Source organism: Shewanella septentrionalis, from assembly GCF_025370265.1.
In the GTDB taxonomy this organism is placed as follows: domain Bacteria; phylum Pseudomonadota; class Gammaproteobacteria; order Enterobacterales; family Shewanellaceae; genus Shewanella; species Shewanella hafniensis.
Genome location: NZ_JAMTCC010000056.1, coordinates 1 through 18,005, shown reverse-complemented (window position 1 = coordinate 18,005; position 18,005 = coordinate 1). Strand labels below are relative to the sequence as shown.

At 39.8% G+C, this 18,005-nt stretch carries 18 protein-coding genes and 1 pseudogene; 11 read left to right on the top strand and 8 right to left on the bottom strand.

All coding sequences use genetic code 11. The features are described 5' to 3' along the window. From NE536_RS21025 to NE536_RS21010, 5 genes and pseudogenes are all read left to right on the top strand, one after another. Window positions 1-484 (top strand): ATP-dependent DNA helicase (locus NE536_RS21025; RefSeq protein ID WP_261273927.1); only part of this gene is annotated, 484 nt, incomplete at its 5' end. 679 nt (window positions 485-1,163) lie between these two features. Next, on the top strand, window positions 1,164-1,901 hold the full coding sequence (locus NE536_RS21020) for an ATP-binding protein (RefSeq protein WP_261273926.1): 738 nt from the start codon (window positions 1,164-1,166) through the stop codon (window positions 1,899-1,901). A 460-nt stretch (window positions 1,902-2,361) separates the two neighbouring features. Further along, window positions 2,362-2,619, top strand: a pseudogene (locus NE536_RS23000) (endonuclease); the annotation flags it as partial. A gap of 76 nt (window positions 2,620-2,695) precedes the next feature. Further along, on the top strand, window positions 2,696-3,103 hold the full coding sequence (locus NE536_RS21015; protein WP_261273925.1) for a LexA family protein: 408 nt from the start codon (window positions 2,696-2,698) through the stop codon (window positions 3,101-3,103). Continuing rightward, entirely contained in the window at window positions 3,103-4,359 is a 1,257-nt protein-coding gene (locus NE536_RS21010) for a Y-family DNA polymerase (RefSeq protein ID WP_261273924.1), read from the top strand. Before NE536_RS21015 ends, NE536_RS21010 begins: the two co-directional genes overlap by 1 nt. A gap of 330 nt (window positions 4,360-4,689) precedes the next feature. Here the strand turns inward: NE536_RS21010 and NE536_RS21005 are convergent, their stop codons facing one another. Next, the gene (locus NE536_RS21005) at window positions 4,690-4,932 is read right to left on the bottom strand and encodes a hypothetical protein (RefSeq protein WP_261273923.1); all 243 of its coding nucleotides are present in this window, start codon (window positions 4,930-4,932) and stop codon (window positions 4,690-4,692) included. Between the two features lie 254 nt (window positions 4,933-5,186). On the opposite strand from NE536_RS21005, the gene NE536_RS21000 reads away from it, so the two are divergent. The 5 genes from NE536_RS21000 to NE536_RS20980 all read left to right on the top strand — a co-directional run bounded on the left by NE536_RS21000 (window position 5,187) and on the right by NE536_RS20980 (window position 8,736). Next, window positions 5,187-5,390, top strand: a complete 204-nt coding sequence (locus tag NE536_RS21000; protein ID WP_261273922.1) for a helix-turn-helix domain-containing protein — start codon at window positions 5,187-5,189, stop codon at window positions 5,388-5,390. 176 nt (window positions 5,391-5,566) lie between these two features. Beyond that, window positions 5,567-5,773 (top strand): hypothetical protein, encoded by a 207-nt coding sequence (locus tag NE536_RS20995; RefSeq protein ID WP_261273921.1) that lies wholly within the window; start codon window positions 5,567-5,569, stop codon window positions 5,771-5,773. Window positions 5,774-5,777: 4 nt separating this feature from the next. After that, window positions 5,778-5,990 carry a hypothetical protein gene (locus NE536_RS20990; protein ID WP_261273920.1) on the top strand — a complete coding sequence of 71 codons (213 nt, stop codon included), beginning with the start codon at window positions 5,778-5,780 and terminating at the stop codon, window positions 5,988-5,990. Window positions 5,991-6,232: 242 nt separating this feature from the next. After that, window positions 6,233-6,439: an antitoxin Xre/MbcA/ParS toxin-binding domain-containing protein gene (locus NE536_RS20985; RefSeq protein WP_261273919.1), complete on the top strand. Its 207-nt coding sequence runs from the start codon at window positions 6,233-6,235 to the stop codon at window positions 6,437-6,439. A gap of 926 nt (window positions 6,440-7,365) precedes the next feature. Further along, on the top strand, window positions 7,366-8,736 hold the full coding sequence (locus NE536_RS20980) for a Fic family protein (RefSeq protein WP_261273918.1): 1,371 nt from the start codon (window positions 7,366-7,368) through the stop codon (window positions 8,734-8,736). Window positions 8,737-9,068: 332 nt separating this feature from the next. On the opposite strand, the gene NE536_RS20975 is transcribed toward NE536_RS20980, so the two are convergent. Continuing rightward, a complete protein-coding gene (locus NE536_RS20975; RefSeq protein ID WP_012588881.1) occupies window positions 9,069-9,383 on the bottom strand; it encodes a helix-turn-helix domain-containing protein in 315 nt (104 codons plus the stop codon). A 99-nt stretch (window positions 9,384-9,482) separates the two neighbouring features. Between NE536_RS20975 and NE536_RS20970 the strand changes: the two genes are divergently transcribed. Next, the gene (locus tag NE536_RS20970; RefSeq protein WP_261273917.1) at window positions 9,483-10,040 is read left to right on the top strand and encodes a hypothetical protein; all 558 of its coding nucleotides are present in this window, start codon (window positions 9,483-9,485) and stop codon (window positions 10,038-10,040) included. A gap of 479 nt (window positions 10,041-10,519) precedes the next feature. On the opposite strand, the gene NE536_RS20965 is transcribed toward NE536_RS20970, so the two are convergent. From NE536_RS20965 to NE536_RS20940, 6 genes are all read right to left on the bottom strand, one after another. Further along, the gene (locus tag NE536_RS20965) at window positions 10,520-10,723 is read right to left on the bottom strand and encodes a hypothetical protein (RefSeq protein WP_261273916.1); all 204 of its coding nucleotides are present in this window, start codon (window positions 10,721-10,723) and stop codon (window positions 10,520-10,522) included. A gap of 488 nt (window positions 10,724-11,211) precedes the next feature. Beyond that, on the bottom strand, window positions 11,212-13,176 hold the full coding sequence (locus NE536_RS20960) for a GAP1-N1 domain-containing protein (protein WP_261273915.1): 1,965 nt from the start codon (window positions 13,174-13,176) through the stop codon (window positions 11,212-11,214). Beyond that, window positions 13,173-14,024: a TRAFAC clade GTPase domain-containing protein gene (locus NE536_RS20955; RefSeq protein WP_261273914.1), complete on the bottom strand. Its 852-nt coding sequence runs from the start codon at window positions 14,022-14,024 to the stop codon at window positions 13,173-13,175. Before NE536_RS20955 ends, NE536_RS20960 begins: the two co-directional genes overlap by 4 nt. Further along, entirely contained in the window at window positions 14,021-14,974 is a 954-nt protein-coding gene (locus tag NE536_RS20950; RefSeq protein WP_261273913.1) for a GTPase domain-containing protein, read from the bottom strand. Before NE536_RS20950 ends, NE536_RS20955 begins: the two co-directional genes overlap by 4 nt. After that, window positions 14,971-16,038: a GTPase-associated system all-helical protein GASH gene (locus NE536_RS20945; protein ID WP_261273912.1), complete on the bottom strand. Its 1,068-nt coding sequence runs from the start codon at window positions 16,036-16,038 to the stop codon at window positions 14,971-14,973. The genes NE536_RS20950 and NE536_RS20945 overlap by 4 nt, the downstream gene beginning before the upstream one ends. Window positions 16,039-16,058: 20 nt before the next feature. Next, window positions 16,059-17,318, bottom strand: coding sequence for a metallophosphoesterase (locus NE536_RS20940; RefSeq protein ID WP_261273911.1), 1,260 nt, complete (start codon window positions 17,316-17,318; stop codon window positions 16,059-16,061). Between the last annotated feature and the right edge of the window lie 687 nt (window positions 17,319-18,005).

Below are 18,005 nucleotides of genomic sequence, written 5' to 3'. Positions count from 1 at the left end.
TAAGCTAACTCAAGAGGCTGTAAATCATAGTGGTAGTAGGCTCGAATTTGAAATGAATGGTGAGCTGTTCTTTCAACATCTACGACTTAATGATTCAATCTTGTTTACGCAAAATCACTATGATAAAGGTATTCAGAACGGTTCGCTCGGTGCCCTAACAAGCGTCGTGGCCTCTGGGGAGAGTTATGGTGAAGTGACACTCGATACTGGAGATAAGGTTAAAGTGACTCAAGCCGTACTTGATTGCATGGAATTGGGTTATGCAATAACTCTTCATAAGGCTCAAGGTTCTCAGTTCCCACGTATTATCATTGCTTTGCAGAAAGGTAAAATTGTTGACCGAGCATGGCTCTATACCGCTATCACCAGAGCTGAAAGTGAAATTCATATTGTGGGGGCTGAAGCTGACTTAAAAACCATTACTGCAGCTCCTAGTCATTCAAATATGCGTAATAGTTATCTTGTTGATCTTTTAAAAAGATAAAAATAAAATTTGTTACATTGGCGAGTAACTACAGGTACGAGCGAAGATAAGTTGTGTTCAAACGCGGAGCGTTATCTGCATTTAATACTGCGATTTTACATAGCAAGATGTGCCTGTAGTTGAGCGGCCATCAAAATTGTCTCTTGGTGTTTGCGGCATTAACCCATAGAAACTTTAATCCGAAAGTTACAAGTTACAAGTTAGAGTATTTTCGCTAACATAGTTTATGTCCGATTACGTGTCAGTTCTTCTGCTGGCACGTGTATGCCACAAAGTTTGCTAGCACTTGTTTAGTGAATCGAAAACTGATGAACGAGTTGCCCTAAAAAATCTCATCTATAAACACTGCTCTTAGCGCTTTATCTGATTATTTGATTGTTCAAAACTGGATAGGCATACGGTTGCATTAAAACTGAATGGTTTTTGAATGTTTGTAAACTCATTTTTTTCCGCGTTTTTCTTGATGGTGTATTTGATAAAAAGCTGATAAGTTCTTTGCAATACAATTAGTTAAATATGCGCTTTTTTACTGGTCTAATGAAACGCACATGCGCACTAATAAGACGTTAAAGCGATTTATGCCCTGCAAACAGCGCTGCGCATAAATACTAAGACGCTAGCTGCCTTTAATAAGAATAGGTGAAATTTGAGAGTTACGATAAACCCAGATTGGAGCTTTATGGAAGTCCTTGAAGCTGCGAGATCAGAATACAGAGGGTGCGGTCGAGAAGGTACTGGATACAGAAATAATGTCATAATAATGTGGGGTGGTATTGTTGGTAAATCTCGTGCTCTCAGTGACTTAGAAAGCTTGATCCATGCGGCTGGCTCGAGAAAATTGCTCAGTGAAGATATCCAATTAAGCGAATATTCATTAAAGCTGCTTGAGAAACGTTTTAAGGCATTGCCTGACAAATTTGAAAGCACTAACGTTAATGAGAATTATAAGTTTATCGAAGGTGAGAAATGTCAGCTTGAGGAAGACACTACTCATGAATTCAAGGAAGTTAAAGGTCATAGCCCCATAAAAAGCATCCAAAATGTTGTAGACGAGTACATCATAGCTTTTTTAAATAGTTCTGGTGGCAGTATCTTTTGGGGAATCTGTGATGATACAACCGTTAAAAGTATCTCGTTATGTGCAGCGCAGAAAGATGATATAAGGAAGGCGATAAATAGCAAACTAAGAACGCTTGAACCACAAATAGACCCAACGCAAATAGGTGTCATTTTTCATCATGTAGCTAACAGTGATGATGGGTATGTCGTCGAGGTAACTGTACCTAAATCAAACTCCGATGGGCTCTTTTTTAACTCATCTGGCAACACTTGGGTACGTCTAAATGGGTGTAAGCAAAAGCTGCAAGGTTTAGCCCTTCAGGATTATATAATTAAGCGCGTGAGAAACGACAACTAACATAGCATTTAAGAGGGATTCCCAACGCTTGGCATTTTTCATTCCATCGTTGGGTTTAGTGTTTACGTTGGTGTCGTAAATACTAAGCGGAGTAATTACAGCTTTACTCTGTTACCTGATGCCACATCGTCATTTTGTAGGAGAGGAATAAAGTTTCATACTAAGCAGTCAAGTAACCCTGTTTGTACCGTTCTAAATGATACTCACCCAGAAATAAAGATTCATACTAATTCCTACTACAAAATCTGAGTCACGCTACAACTGAGTAATAAAGTATCATACTGGTTGTCTTGAGCATCCACAGATTGATTGGCCCCATTCAAACACGTTTCTGGACATAAACGTTTTAGAAATGGCAGTGTACTCTGATCGCTGCCATTTAAGTATGAATCTTTAATACTCAGTATGATTCTTTATTACTTAGTATGAAACTTTATTCTACTCACACACATTTGGCAGTTGCGACATCCGTGTTCATAACCGAAAGGTACAACCTCCAGAAAGAACAAGAGGGCCAATCGCCCGAACTTATCTGTATATGCAGTCTGCTTACCCACAGTTTAAGTTAAGCAAGCAACAATTCGTACTAATGACTTTTTGGGACGAGATGTATCCTGTAACAGATTGGGAGTGCGTTAGAGAACGCAAAATCACAAATTTACAAGGTAATCCAAACTCATACGTTGAGCGCCGTTGTTCAGCTCTAAAGCTTAAATAGACAGCGCAAAATTTTACGCTTGCATCAGCCGTTGTTTGAACTAGAATGACTGTATAAATGAACAGTGGTGTTAGCTATGCGTATTATCCCCATCCATGCCAGTGCCGGTATCACTGGCTTCGAAAGCCCTGCAGCTGAATATAGTCAGTTGGGTCTCAGCCTTGATGAGCTGTTAGTTGTGCATCCCAGCGCGACCTTTATTGGTGTCGCAAAAGGTGACTCAATGCAGGGCGTGGGCATTTTTTATGGCGATATATTGATTGTTGACCGTCAGGAAACTGCGCGTAATGGTGATGTGATTGTTGCCAATTTCAACGGTGAATTTGTATGTAAAATCCTCGATAAAGCAAACCGCATGCTGCTGTCATCGAATGACCAGCACCAACCTCAGCCTATTCACGATTACGATAACTTTACCATTGAAGGTGTTGTTATTCGTTCTATTCGCTGCCATCGCCAAAGTCCATTATTAGCTGACATCTGATGTTTGCCTTAGTTGACGCCAACAGTTTCTATTGCAGCGCCGAGCAGGTATTTAGACCTGATTGGCGTGGTAAGCCAATGATTGTGTTGAGCAATAACGATGGCTGTATCGTAGCGTCAAACAAGCAAGCGAAAGAACGCGGTGTTCCTAAGTTTGTACCATACTTTCAAGTCAAAGACCTGTGTACGAAATTAGGCGTCATTGTTTGTTCAAGTAACTATGAGCTCTATGCCGATTTATCCGCAAAGATGATGAATATCATTGGCCGATTTGCACCAGAGCAGCATGTCTATTCGATTGATGAAAGCTTTCTCTCCTTTAAAAATTGTTACCCCGCCATTAAGTGCTTACAGGCCCAAGGCCAGTTGATTCGAAAAGCAGTTTGGAAAGAGACACGTTTACCGGTTTGTGTCGGCATCGGCTCAACACTCACACTGGCTAAAGCGGCCAATCACGCGGCAAAGAAGTTACCTGGTTATCACGGTGTGTGTGTTATCGATAATGAACAAGACCGGATTTCAATTTTACAATCAATGAGTGTGAATGATGTCTGGGGCATTGGGCGCAGGATAAGCAAAAAACTTGAATTGATGAACGTAAAGACCGCCTATGACTTAGCTAGAATCCCTGCAGGTTTAGCGCGGAAGCAATTTAGTATTGAAATAGAACGCACTGTGCGTGAACTCAATGGGCAAACGTGCAAAGTGTGGGACGAGGCGAGGGCGGATAAGAAGCAAATATTCTCAACTCGTAGTGTGGGCGAGCGTATTACCGAGTATGAGGATTTACTGCAAGCCTTAAGTAAACATGTGGCTATTGCCGCAGCGAAAGCGCGTAAGCAAGGTTCAAGCTGTAAAACCATGTTGTTGTTTGCCAGCAATTCTCCCTACGATGAACGCCCAACAGGCTTTAAGACATTAGTGCACTTTGCTTGCGCTACCGATTGCAGCATTGAACTCACTCGAGGTGTGACACAAGCAGCATCTCAACTTTTCCGTGCAGGCGTACGTTATTATAAAGTTGGTGTTGGCCTGATTGATTTGGTCAGCACTAAGCATGGCCAGTTAGATTTATTCAATGTATCAAAAGCCAAGCCCGAGTTAATGAAGACTCTTGATGTCATCAATCAACGTTATGGCACAGACTCCTTATTCATTACCGCTCAGGGTATCGAGCAAAAATGGGCCATGCGGCGAGATTTACTCACACCACAATACACAACCAAATGGCATTGCCTGCCAGAGATAACGTGTTGATATCCGGTAGTAGATGGATTAACACATTTATGCCTCAAAGCGTGTCAGGATAGCTTAGACCCAATTTTTAGTCCCTAGGTCGGCGTTGCTTCCATCGTTCGATAAATAAAAGAAAAACCAACCGAAGCTGGTTTTGTTATCGGTGAGGTCTATTTGGGCTTTTTAGGTTCAAACGAGCTTGGGGAACTAGTGTAGCGACAATCTATACATATCAGATCACCTGTTTTACCAAATGCGGCTGAACCGCCTATTTTTACTGCATTTGGTACGGTATCACGCCATTCTTCATTTTGTATATTATGAGAACCACATTTTGGGCATTGACTCATATTAATCCCTAATAAAATAAGTGCTTAAGTCGTTAATGCGAACTAGCTGCTCCGTAATATGAGCAGGAGAACAGCCCTGATCAACCATCCATTGCTTAATTGTTTCTACGAATTCGGCAAAACCCACACCTTCGGCTTGTGCTTCAGCAAGTAGTTTGGATGCAGAAAGTGCATCTGAGGGATGCAAAGCAAACTTTTTATCGACTATCCCAAAACAGTCTCCAATATTATCACTCCAAGCCATAAGGCCTCCTAAATGAAGTTAGATCTACATGGCGAAATTGCCATATAATTCGTATGGAGACTAACCTATTCATTTTCTAGTGGTATTCGCTACTATTTTTGGATTCCGTGACGTTCTGGTCATCGGCTAAATGCCACGGAAACGACGAGAAAAGCAATGAGGTTGTGGTAATCTGAGCTGGTAAGAAACGTGCAGATTTATTGTATGCACAGAGTATGACAAAGTTGATGCAACCACAATTTAGGAGGTTTGCAATGCAAATTAAGCCGATCAGAACCGTGGCTGACAATGAGGCCGCATTAAAGCGCATCGAGCAGCTTTTTGACGCTGAGCCCAACACGCTAGAGGGTGATGAGCTGGAAGTATTGCTCACGCTAGTAAGCGCGTTCGAGGATGCTCATTTTCCGATTGAAGCGCCAGATCCAATCGCGGCGATTCAGTTTCGCATGGAGCAGTAAGGGCTTGAGGATGCCGATATGGTGCCGTTTTTTTGGCAACGTAGCCGAGTGTCTGAGGTGTTAAACGCTTAGTCAGAACATGATCCGCAAGCTTGATGAGGGGCTTAAAATCCCGCTTCCTTACTTGGTAAAAGATTATCAATTAGCTAAATAACTGAATGTTCAAGGTGGTAATTATGTACATAGAGCGTCATTGTTTACCCTCCACAACCTACGGCGCGGCTGATGTGGTAAAGGAGAAAATAAAAGCGGCCAAAGGTATTAAGTCAATTCTATTTGGTGCCCGGGATGCTGTTGCTAATCGTTATGCTACTTCAATTTTATTGATTGCCACTACACCTCAAAGCTTCCAGCCAGTTCCTTCAGTCCTTATCCGATATTGAAAGTGTGATTATCCTCGGTCATTCCTTAAGTAAAATTGACAAATGTTACTTTGACTATGTGAATCAGATTGTCAGGCCAAATTGTCAATGGTGGGCTACCTATTATTCAAACTCCGAGAAAGATGAAATATTCGAACGGCTTGATGAAATTGTTGAAGATCACAACAGAATAAATTTTTTTGAAATGTCTCAACTAAAAGTGTCTAGTTTGGGTTAGCCAGTACAGACATTCTATAACAAAAGTCACTCCTCACTTCGATAAAACGATGTTTAATCAGGGTAACAAACACCCTACAATATTTGAATGATAACATTAGTGTACTTTGCTCAATGGAGTTAAATGGTGACACCATATGACTAAGTTTTATGGTGACACCATAAGACTAAGTTTTCATAAGTCACATTTTTTTGGTAGTAATTACAATACTCAGAACCTTTTTAAAGTGGAGGCAATTAATTATGGTTACGGAAGCTCCAAGTGCGAGTGAATTATTTCGAAGAGCCTGTGATATTTACGATGGTGACCTCGTCCTTACGGAACAACTGTTCAACAGTAATATTCCCGCGCTTGGGAACAGGAAACCCAATGAGTTACTTAGTTCACCTGATGGTCGTAGATTACTTGATGACTTACTTCGCAAAATTGAGTATGGAGAATTTTCTTGAAAATTAGTGCCCGTGTTAGTTCAGAACTTCCCCAATCAGTGTTTAAAAGTTGCTGTAACGCCAACTAATGTAAGATCTACCCCTTATTTTTATTGCTGGGATAAGGTTTGGGACAGCAAAACAAATTTTCATCTTTAGTCGATTTAGGCTGTACGTAGCCGTCAACTGTGCCAAAGGAAATGGGATGTTTCTTCATGTTTTGGGGTCAACAGTTCTTTTTGACAAGCTTTTTTTCATCTTTTATTGGCTTTCTAGCCTAAAATGCCGATTGTCATGAAGATCTACTGTGTGTTTTCTGAATTATTGGAGGGATTTAATTGAGCTACGAAAGAAGCCTTCATCTTTCCGATAATTCGGTGAAATTAATATTTAAATGCGAAAGAGATCTTCATCTTTCCGATAATTTGGTGAAATTAATGCTTTAATGCGAAATAGACCTTCATCTTTCCGATAATTCGGTTGAAATTAATGCTTTAATGCGAAAGGGTCCTTCATCTTTTCGATAATTCGATGAAATTAATGCTTTAATGCGAAACAGATCTTCATCTTTCCTATAATTCGTTTGAAATTAATGATTTAATGCGAAATAGACCTTCATCTTTCCGATAATTCGGTTGAAATTAATGCTTTAATGCGAAACAGACCTTCATCTTTCCGATAATTCGGTGAAGTTAATGCTTTAATGCGAAAGAGACCTTCATCTTTAGATTATTTAGATAAAAAATTTAGTGTGTTCCGGTTCTTGTGTGCTATTCACAGGAACTGATCGAATCAGGAGTAGAGGGTGCACATTAAGTTTAGAAAATAAAATAACACCACGTTGCAACTGCAAAGTTGAGAATGAGGTCCTGTGAAATAAAAGCTAGTCCAATTCTATCAATTTGATTAATCTTGTCTCAACAACTGGATTTTTTGAGATAAAATTTATGTCAGGTCAGTATCTATCACCGCCTGAGTGTCCGTTTAGCACTATCAGTGATGTTATATTTGAGATCCGTAATCATGTTGATGATCCTAATAAATACATGGATTACATCAGCTCATTTCATATCGAGTATCATTCCTTTGATGAGTTTAGACGCAGCGTTAAGCCTAGCCTAAATGTTAATTTCTGTTGGTGGTTAGTTCGGCTACATAGAGACAGTTCGCTAATCAATCTCACCCCGTTAGAAAATAAACCGTTACCACTAAACCTGCCGGAGTCCGTAAACCGAGCGCTATCGCAATCTCCTGACTTCATGACATATTGCCGATTTAATCACTTGCATGAGTTTAGTCGGGTTTTGTCACAGATTGATCGCTACACCACGCATAGTGCGATGCTTGGGGTGCTTGAGAAAATTGGAGAAAGCGTACATTTTGAGCACTTTAAAAATAATTTGATTGATGATGAGGCTATATCAAGTAGTCAGCTAGAGGGCGCTGCAACAACGACGCTGATTGCGAAAGAAATGCTCCGAAAGAAGCGTAGGCCTTGTACTGATGGTGAGCGGATGATTGTTGGGAATGCTGACTTAATGAATGCAGCGTGGGACCTCAAGGATGAGGCATTCAGTATTGATTTGATAAAAACCTTACATAGAATGGGTACGCAGCACTTAGAGCAGAAAAACTACACCTCTGGGGTATTTAGAACCACAGATGATATTGCAGTTGTGAACGCTGATGGTGAGGTTGTTCATCAGCCACCAAAGCATGATGCTATTAAGTGCTTATTATCCCGCGTCGTGAATTGGTTAAACTCGGCTGACGATCACATTCACCCGGTTATACAGGCAATCACTCTTCATTTTGTCATTGGCTATGTTCATCCGTTCCGTGATGGTAATGGACGGATAGCAAGAGCTTTGTTTTATTGGTATCTTTTTAAGTGTGGCTATACGGGGTTCCGCTATATTGCGATTTCAGCGCTGTTGCAAAAATCGCCCATCAAATACGGTCAGAGCTATCTGGATTGTGAGCATGACAACTTAGATTTAACCTATTTTATTCGATATCAGTTAAGTATTATCAATCGTGCCATAACTGAATTCGTTTCTGCATATGGACGTGCCGCATATCGAATGACTGAATTGGCCGAGCAGTATTCTGATTTAGATGATATTGAGAAAAAAATTATTGGTTTTGTTGCTGGTGAGCCTCGTTATTTAAAAAAACCGACGATTACAGCCAGGGAGGCCGAAAAACTACTGGGTCTTAGTTATAACACGGTTAAGCAAAGACTTGATGACATGGTTACTGCTGGAATACTCAGGCGTGAAAAAATAGGTAAAGCGACAGAATATTTTTTAGGATGAATATAATTTGCTGCGTTGTCACGTAAAGACCGACAGATGAGTTTTAACGGAACATACTACTTTACGACAATTGTTGTTTGGCAGCCTCTCGTTGCGGTGTGCGTTGCGTTAATCTTAGATTTCTTAGTGGTAATAGCTCTCAATCTTAACGTGCTTTAGCCTCATTCCAAGATTCTGATGATTTTCCTTAGAATGAGTATGGGGAGCCTTTTACACACAGATAGTCTGAAATCCCAAATTTATGAAAATTTGATTTTTTATAGGTTTTAATTCAAATCCTACTTTTCATATATTTCTGGGTAATGAAAGTTTTTCAAATAAAAATTTCAAAATCAATCCTTTATTTGAGCTTCTAATTTTTTTATCAAAGCTATTTTCTGCTCTTTAGGTAACTGTTCTATCAAACAAGCAAGTTTCGCTGATGCATCATCTTCACAAAAAAAATAGTTTAACGGCACCCCTAGTTCGTCTGCAATACGCTGTAACGTGTTGATGTCAGGTGTGTGACGACCGAGTTCGTAATGATTCATACGGCTACTAGCAGAATTTTGGTGAATTCCGATTTTTGCACCCAAGTCCGCCTGAGTAATACCTGCTTTTGTTCTTGCTTCTTTAAGGCGTTTTGGGACCGTATTTTCTTTGTGCACGCATATTTCATCTGGATAACCTTGAGTAACTAAGATTGTCTAAGTTTTACTGTAATGAGTATACTTAGGAATCCTAAGTATTTGGTAGGGAAATCTACTATGTCTAGAGCTGTATCATTGCATCAACACTTTTATAACTTATTGAAAGTTAGAAAAATGAACCATTTTACGGTAACAGAATTCCGTGATGCAGTAATTGCAGATTCGCAAACGTCATGGTGCAAAGATGAAGCTCGAAAATTTGTATACCGCCGCTTATTAGTTCTCGTCAGGAAAAGGCTGCTGTATCGAACTGGGAAAAAGCATTCACCTGATACTCTATACTCGACAACGAAACTATTTTCACAAACTGCGTTTAAGGTGAAGAACACCATTCGGGCAGCTGGAAAAGGCGGCTTCTTAAAAGTCCAAAAAAACTCAAGTGATTCATTTTTGACGGTCTTGCAAAAAGAAAAGGTTATGTACGAAACTGATTTGAGATTTGCTACTGAGGAAATGGAGGTTTTTGAGTGTCTTATACAGCGTTTCCCAGAACAAAAGGAATTCATCGAACCATTTTTTCACGAGGCAAAAGTCCGTTCTGCGCAGCTTTATAGCCATGTCAGTGCTCTGTCAAAGATATTAAATATTAATGCCAATGGTTTATCCCAATACTAAATACATCTTTCTTGGTAGGCTTGATTTCACTATATTTCTGTTGAAATAGACAATATTGTAGTGTTTTATAGATTAGAGAATATTTGGTACAACGATGCTGGACCGTTTTGTACTGAAAGGGCAAATCTAGCGTGCTCATTCACCCTCGAATATCGCCTTTCTATAAACGACAAGGGCCACATTAAGTGGCCCTATTACGCACTACCTGCTGTCAATACGCTATGCGCAGAGAACAGGGTTATTTGAATTCATCTGTCTATGAGTGGAGCCGAAGCCGCGTTTCTCATAACAAGCGTTAGTAGTATATTCTTGGAACCGGAACCTGTCGAATTTAAATCTAGCTATTCTTGCTGAAGGTGATGACAAAGTTATGCCCCAAAACAATTTATGAGTTTAACTCGCAAAATTTCAGTGCGACTAAATTGGCTTAGAATTTCTAATCAATATAGAGTTTAACCTTACAGACGCAACTAAATGAACTACGAGTGCTCTTCAATAGCCTTAATTACATCGCATACGTCTTCATAAGGGATTTGAACATAAGCAGGTATTGGGAAAGTACGCATACGAATCTTACTGCCAGATAAAATCTTGCGTCTAAATTTTTGAGGCCTCATGGTGCACTCTAAACCACTAGCCGGATCGTAAATAATCACCGCATCTTCTTTCAAAGTAATTTCCATATTTTGCACCTTCCGACGATTTTGATCTCTAACATTATAAATGCAAAAAAACAAATGTATGGTGTCAAATCACAGTTACTTGATTGTATCTTTCCAGCTGCAGCCATTAGCTGGGTAAACGACTGACATTTATGATCTTGCTAAGAGTAATTTGACTACTAGCGGGATTGAGGCTGGCTGATTTTGCCCCATTCCGAGATAGCAATGTGATTCACCACTCACCCCGATGTCAAATGATTAGCCAAACTTTAGTAGTCCCTCAGAGGGTTGGTCCACTCCAAATGAGGTTAAAAGTCGTCTAGTTAAGTAGTGGCGATTCTAAGCTTTAAAGGAAGCCGAACAATACAAATAAAGATAGTCAATTCGTTGCAAGCCGCTTTTGACTGAAATCGAACATTTTTTTATCAATCGTCTAGGGATGTAGAAAATCCCCAGACTTTAGCTTTAATGCATAATCCCATCGCCAAAATAACTGATTCTAAATAACTTTACCTATTTAAAGCATAGAAGTATTCGAAGGCACTATCGAAATCGAAATCCAGTACAACTTCTTCTAAAAATGCCCTGTTTCTCTTATCCTTTGCTAACAACCCATAACTACTACTAGGCCAACGCCAATCTATATATGCTTTAGTAACAGCAAATCGTAACCGAAATCCAAGATCCCAATTGCGGTACAGTCCTATGCTAGGCAATCTCTGCATAAGCATTTCTCTAGCATCCCTACGTAGTTGAGATTTGAGGACTTTTTGATGAATTCTATCGTAAACATTTTCAATGGCTTTATATCCTGAATCTCCTCCCATCTTACATGCGAAGATAAGTAAGAAACAACAGAAGAGATCCTCATCTTCCGAACTTACGTCGATGACTGATTTATAAAATGCATCGAACCAGAAACTAGTGTCCTTCGAGTAAACTAGTGGTGAAAACCACTCTTGAGATCTGCATATTAAAAAAACTAAGCTAGCTCTGCTCACAGATTCAACTACATCGTATTCAAAAAGCAAGTATGAACGCTCGATTATGACGTCAACCCACACGCTTCCTTGAATTTTATATTCACTGTCATTTGCTCTACAAACAAAGCTTTCTAAAGTAGTTTTAGGAAATTTATCAAGTAAGTTGGAAACCAACTCACTATTGTTTCTAAGGGTTAGCTCATGAATGAATTCAGCTAATCCATTTGCCTCTTCAGGAATTGATGAAATCAGTTGTACAAGATCTTCATCTCTTAGAATACTAACATTATCAAAGAGAAGCTTTGGATTCTTGATAACAATATTTCTAGCAACTAAATAATCTAATTTAGGTAATTTCCAAAAGTCATTTGTTTGAACGATACCCAACAAGCTTTCAGATAATAATTTACAGAAATGACTATTACTATCTAAAGCATCTCTTAGAAGTTTTAAAATAAACTCCGGTCTATTAAGCCAAGTTTTCTCCAAATTAGCTATGCCTCTATCCGATAAAAGTGGAATGTTTATCAAATAGTTACTTGCGACCACTAAATAAATAAAATTAACCTGAATGTCACTGCAGAGATATCCATCTATAATATCTTGTTTAAGATTTACCGCATCATCAGCGTTTGTAAAATATTTAATAATAATATCAAATATTTTTTTTGCTGAATTATTTCCTTTAGACTCAACTAAAAGAAAAATCTCTGTAAGTGGCCGAAAAGAACCTCTTTGTCGCTTGACACCGCTGCCATACCTCCACAAAAATTCTCTGAGCCCATTGCTATTTGGGTCCCTGATACTGTCAAGTGCAGTATGAATCCACTCATCATTATCTCTACTAACAGTTAACTGATCTTGTTCTGGGGATTCAAGAGTTGGAAAAATATCAAAACGCGAGCTTCCTCTTACTGATAGCGATCGAGAAACAGCAGTTTGAAAACGAAAATTTCGCCTTAACCGAGGCCATTGCTGTGACCAAATGGAAAAAAACGCATTATCTAGATCTTTAAACTGCTCAGTTACAACAAGCGCTTTAGAAGTTGAGTAAAGTGAACGAATAAGTCCACTGAGCACTTCATTTTCGATCAACATATTCGGTTCGAAACGCACTGGACGCCCGAGTTCTGCTTCGATCTGAACCTTATAGCTACCCCAGTCGGCGATATCACTTGGTTTTCTAAAGAACCTTATAAAGATGGATAAATTACTAACTGATTCAAAATGCTTAGGCTCAATAAATATCCCATGGGTCCAAACACATCCTGGTCTCGGCATCTCTGGCGCAGGCCAAGTTCTCATTAATACATAGCGACCTATACTAGGAACAGGCAGACCGGTCCAATATCCATCAGATGAACCAAAAATTGTTCCTGGCGCAAGGTCACTTAACTCGGTAAGAAGTGATGTTTCTGATTCAAGAGGTAACGATGAGGCCAGTAAACGATGTCCATCGTCATAGCCGAACAAGCATTGATCGATTTTCATAATTCGGCCGACATTAACCAAATTAATGGGCTTGTTAAATCATGACCTTCGCCATCTTGATTTGTAATTTTGATTCTACGGCTGGGAACTAAATCAGCAGCGGACTCTACAGCTGTATCGTTACTAAAATCCAAACCCTGTGCTGACACACCGTAAACTTGGTAAACAAAATAATCTGTATTGGCCTCTAAAAATTGATGCACCAATGGCATGTTATTCATTAACCATTCTGAAGGACTTAACGTTACGGGAGTTACAAGATCCCAAGCAGAGATAAGAACGGCTAAACGCCTTTTACAAGGTTCAAATGGATATGTCACGAGGTCGCTGAGTAACTGAACAACCTTCACTTGTTCAGGTATAAACTTCGGCGCCCATTCTTGTGCTGGTTGCGTTGGGACCTTAGCATCGGACTCTATACCTTGAAGTCTTTCATTCAATTCTTTGATGCTCAGGCTGTCTTCCTTCACATCCGAGTTAATGAAGAAAAGTATACCGGTTTCTTGATTAAATCTGTTTACAAAATCCGCTCTGACAACTCTATGTTCTACTTGGGAATCAAATGTTTCACCAGCTAAATCAGGGAACATTACTTTACATTTTTGCTCTGTTTGCGAATTTATTAGTTGAAGCGATATATTAGTTTCACCACCTTGGGACGTCCTTGGCACAGGTGCAAATGATCTCCATGCCTCCGAAATTCGATTCAAATAAGCAAAATCACCAGAAAAACCATGAAGTGTGAGCAAACTATCAACTTCTTTTGATTCAACCAAATGCCACAGAGCGGCTAAAAATGTAGTTTTCCCCGAAGCTGGCAATCCCATAATCACAAATTCAGAGTTCACTTTGACTCCCGTCTAAAAAAAAGTTTATCAAATTCACTTTCTAATAATGGAACATTAATTTCAGATTTTAATTTCGGTTTTGCCATATTGAGCCAACTACGAAGTAATACATCTAATCCTTCTGTTGTCCTGACTCCTAATTTAGGATTCCTTGCTATGGTCCTATGGGCTTTAAAATTGCATTTTACACTAAGCATCTCAGCCAACTGCTGCTCAAACGTCTCAAGAGCCAAAATGATTCTATGTTTCTGGTCCGATTCAAATAAATCACACTTTGTTGTAACTAATTGAATTTCAATTTTATTTTCAATATTCTGTGTCTCAATAACAGACTTAATCATTCCTCTCACGGATGAAAACGCCTCAGCTCGACGCCGAAAGTCAGCAACCCTCTCTCCATCAAGTATGAAGACGATGTAAGCTGCTTTTCTAATTTCTAATAATTCTTCTGCGCTTTCGGGGTTATCTCGGACTTCACGATAAGTTTCGCCAGCTCGTTCTGTGATCAATAAGTCCCTTCTTTTGAAGTCTATTTTATCAAGAACGGCGAGATGAAAGAAGCGCAAACCATCTTGAACCGAAGTTCTTGGAGTATCAGGCCTAGTTAAGCGAGAATCTGCTCTTGATGGAAAGGATTTTTCCTCGAAACCAAGCAAAGTACGACTATGACAAAAACTAGTGTCAGCATACGAACCCCGTAGGAACTGGTTATAAATCTCAGTAAGTAACGTTGTTTTACCGCCATTTCGTTCACCAATAACTGCGATGATAGTAGCATCTCGCCATCGCAAAAAAGAATCAGCATCAGCTACGGTAAGAAGCATTGAAGAAGGTAGCTTAGTTAGCAGGCTATCCTGACTAGACTCGCTTTGAGACTGAGTAGTCTCAAAAACATCAAGATCTTCCTCTTCGTGGTCAATAGCATCATCTGATGAATTAATTACACTCATTCTATTAATCGTCCCAAGATGCACTCTCTATAGAGCTGTTCAGCTAGCTGCTTGGGTTCCAGAATTATGGAGCTGTCCAAACCTACACGTTCTTGGAATTTGTTACTCCAGTCACTTGACCCAAACTCTGTAGCTAAAGTAATGGCAGTTGAAACTGGACTTATCCAATTTGGTGTATCGCTATTGATCTTCAATGAACCCAATTGATTAGAGTTGAGCTTTGCGACAACAGCATTAAAGGCTTGTGGCTGTTTTGTTTTATTGTTCTTTGCTTGGCTTATAGCTCTCTCGAGCATGGTTGATATTGCTACTGGCCCCAAAGTTGATTTAGTTAAATTAGCTAAATCTACCGCACTTGCTATTGCTGTTTGATCAGTATCTAAATCTGAAAAGCTGCATTCAAGAACATTACTAAAGCCGCCTATTAACCACCATAACATTTGGCTTTCTTCACGCATTATTTCAGCTTGAGTATCTAATTGAGAAATCAACTGAGAAATTTGATTTGATATCGTTTTGGTTGAAGATTGTGCCTCAGTGCGCATTTTCCCTAACAAACCTGCAAGAGTTTGCCAGTCAGGATTACTAACTAAATTATTAATTTCCTCTTGGAGTTTTTGTGTTACTAGCGGCGTAATTTTCGGTTCTACTGCTTTATATTCTCTGTCAGTTACTGACAATCTCAGCAGAGCATTTTCAGCTTCAGCGATGAGCCAATCGCATTGTTCTACACTGCGTAAACCCTTCACAGAACCAGTGCAAACTGCCAAAACAGCTAAACGATTCGCATCTTGAATTAACTTGTCGAGTATTAAGGCTGCTAAAATTCTAGCTTCTCGTCTATTGCCGACCAAACTGAAGCTCGCGTCATTTTCAACAAACTCATCCCTAAACCATTCTAAATCAAATTGTTCACTACCATAGTAGGTAGCAACCAACTCTAGAATCTGAGCGTCAGTTACATTTTCTAAAATGCGATTAAAAGGTTCTTGGCGGGATTTAATTGTCTCTGCAGTAGGAGATAATCCGGCTTCAGCATATCTGTCGGCAAACGTGTATTTCACTGTTATTATTCCATTTTATGTTACTTGTGATTCTGTATAGCTGCAGCAAGCTCTTTCAGCTTGCCGCGCTCGTGAGCTCGAATAAACACACGCCTAAAGCGTTCAACGTCAGGCAAAGAAACATCTGAATCCTCAAATAAGCCAAGGCTTCCGGCTATTGCAGACTTCTGACTGAAAGATAATCTATAGAACTTGAGTGCCAACTCTCTAAGTTCAAATTCTTGTTCAGCAGCCATTTGTGGCAGCTCCGGTTCCGTCGATGTCTGGACAACATTTGCCTCCACAGTCTTTTTCTGATTAGACTGACCAGCCCATGCCCCGATTTGTATGTCATGCCTATACACTGGTGACGATCGATCTTGTTTAGGAATAAATTTTCCAGGAGATGTTTGCCAAACCCGAATGTGTCCCTCGATTTTAAGCACTCGAGTTGGTGCAGTAGAAACTTCTAATTTTATTAAGTTGTAACCAGGTTCCCAACCTGCCTCATGTCTTTCAGGATTTGCTGCGCTAGCAGAAAAACGCACATAATCTCGATTTAAATTTACTCTATTTGTATGCGTGTGGCCAAATATTTGAACTGCAGCCACATCATTAAGGTGATCTTCAAGTGCTGGGCCTTCTCTGAGCCAATTAAATGGATGATGCGCCATAACTAGATTTACAACACCTGCTTCATTCGGTATTTGAAAGCAAGATGAGTCAACGAACAATTCGGCTTCTTTGTCTTTACTACTTGAGACTAACGCAGTATTCAATCCCCACAGACGTAATATTGAACCATCATTTAACTGAATACCACGTTTCGCTATTGTTCTATTAGGCGCATATAAATCACAAAAAAACTGTAATGCGAAGTTGTTATAATTCCCTAAACTATCCAGCAGAAGACGTGGCCCCTCATCATCTAAGAACAATCTAGTAATTTCATCCCGCGGATGAGCTGCAGTTTTTATAGCTAAATGCATCGATTGCACTATCGGACTATCTGCTTTAGCTCTTACTACATCATGATTCCCAGGCACAACAAACACCGCAGTTAGCGGGCATCCACATCGATCGCAAAGTTCCTTTAGCCATTCAGTTGCAAATGAGAACTCTTCAATTTGACCTGCAAAAGCAATGTCTCCAGACACAAGAACTACATCCGGAGCGCCTAATTCTCTGCACTGTGCTTCTGCGTCTCGCAGCAGTTCATTGCGTAAGTGATAGTTAGGATCTTGAGCTGTTGAAACTTCAGATCTGCGAAAGTGGATGTCTGACAAATGGAGAATTAGCAAAATACCGCTCCGTGGAATTGGTGAAAGTAACCAATGACTGTAATGATATTATTTAACTAAAATACCAACAAGAAATCTATAAATATCAATCGTGAACTCAATATTGTGGATTTGCATAACATTAATCACGTAAAAGCCCTGAAAATGGGGCTTGTTGTCACGATCACTAATGCGGTGTTAGCTCACACACCACCTCAATATCATCTGTAGTGACATGGCGAGGCAACCATTTTCCAGTGACCAAGGAACATACAAACCTCAATAAGCACTACACTCTAAACAAATCCCATATATTGGCCTTAAGCCATAGAAATTGTAATCCGAAACTCATTAGTTAGAGCTAATAACCTAACTCATTTTTGTCCCAATCCGTGTTGGTGAATCAGGCTTGCCTAGTCTGATTCACGCGCAAAACACCGTCAGTTTGCGTTGGCTTTGGGCTAACATGGTTATGCCCCAAAGCTTGCCACGGTTCGAAGGTCAGCTCTTTGCTGTCTGATAATTTGAGATACATAAAGTAATGGGCACCCAAAAGTAAGACCTGACCATGAGGGATTACAAAAATCATTGCACTGAATCAGACTTGTCTAGTCTGGTTCACGCGCGAACGCGATCATTTTTCATGAGCTTTGGGCTAACAAATCTTTGCCCTATTCTTGGTTAGAGTAGAACCCCTAACTCATACTG

Excerpts from the sequence above, each read along its gene's own strand:
- NE536_RS21020 (WP_261273926.1), top strand. The coding sequence starts at position 1,164 with ATGGAAGTCCTTGAAGCTGCGAGATCAGAATACAGAGGGTGCGGTCGA.
- NE536_RS21015 (WP_261273925.1), top strand. The coding sequence starts at position 2,696 with ATGCGTATTATCCCCATCCATGCCAGTGCCGGTATCACTGGCTTCGAA.
- NE536_RS21010 (WP_261273924.1), top strand. The coding sequence starts at position 3,103 with ATGTTTGCCTTAGTTGACGCCAACAGTTTCTATTGCAGCGCCGAGCAG.
- NE536_RS21005 (WP_261273923.1), bottom strand. The coding sequence starts at position 4,932 with ATGGCTTGGAGTGATAATATTGGAGACTGTTTTGGGATAGTCGATAAA.
- NE536_RS21000 (WP_261273922.1), top strand. The coding sequence starts at position 5,187 with ATGCAAATTAAGCCGATCAGAACCGTGGCTGACAATGAGGCCGCATTA.
- NE536_RS20995 (WP_261273921.1), top strand. The coding sequence starts at position 5,567 with ATGTACATAGAGCGTCATTGTTTACCCTCCACAACCTACGGCGCGGCT.
- NE536_RS20985 (WP_261273919.1), top strand. The coding sequence starts at position 6,233 with ATGGTTACGGAAGCTCCAAGTGCGAGTGAATTATTTCGAAGAGCCTGT.
- NE536_RS20980 (WP_261273918.1), top strand. The coding sequence starts at position 7,366 with ATGTCAGGTCAGTATCTATCACCGCCTGAGTGTCCGTTTAGCACTATC.
- NE536_RS20970 (WP_261273917.1), top strand. The coding sequence starts at position 9,483 with ATGTCTAGAGCTGTATCATTGCATCAACACTTTTATAACTTATTGAAA.
- NE536_RS20965 (WP_261273916.1), bottom strand. The coding sequence starts at position 10,723 with ATGGAAATTACTTTGAAAGAAGATGCGGTGATTATTTACGATCCGGCT.
- NE536_RS20960 (WP_261273915.1), bottom strand. The coding sequence starts at position 13,176 with ATGAAAATCGATCAATGCTTGTTCGGCTATGACGATGGACATCGTTTA.
- NE536_RS20950 (WP_261273913.1), bottom strand. The coding sequence starts at position 14,974 with ATGAGTGTAATTAATTCATCAGATGATGCTATTGACCACGAAGAGGAA.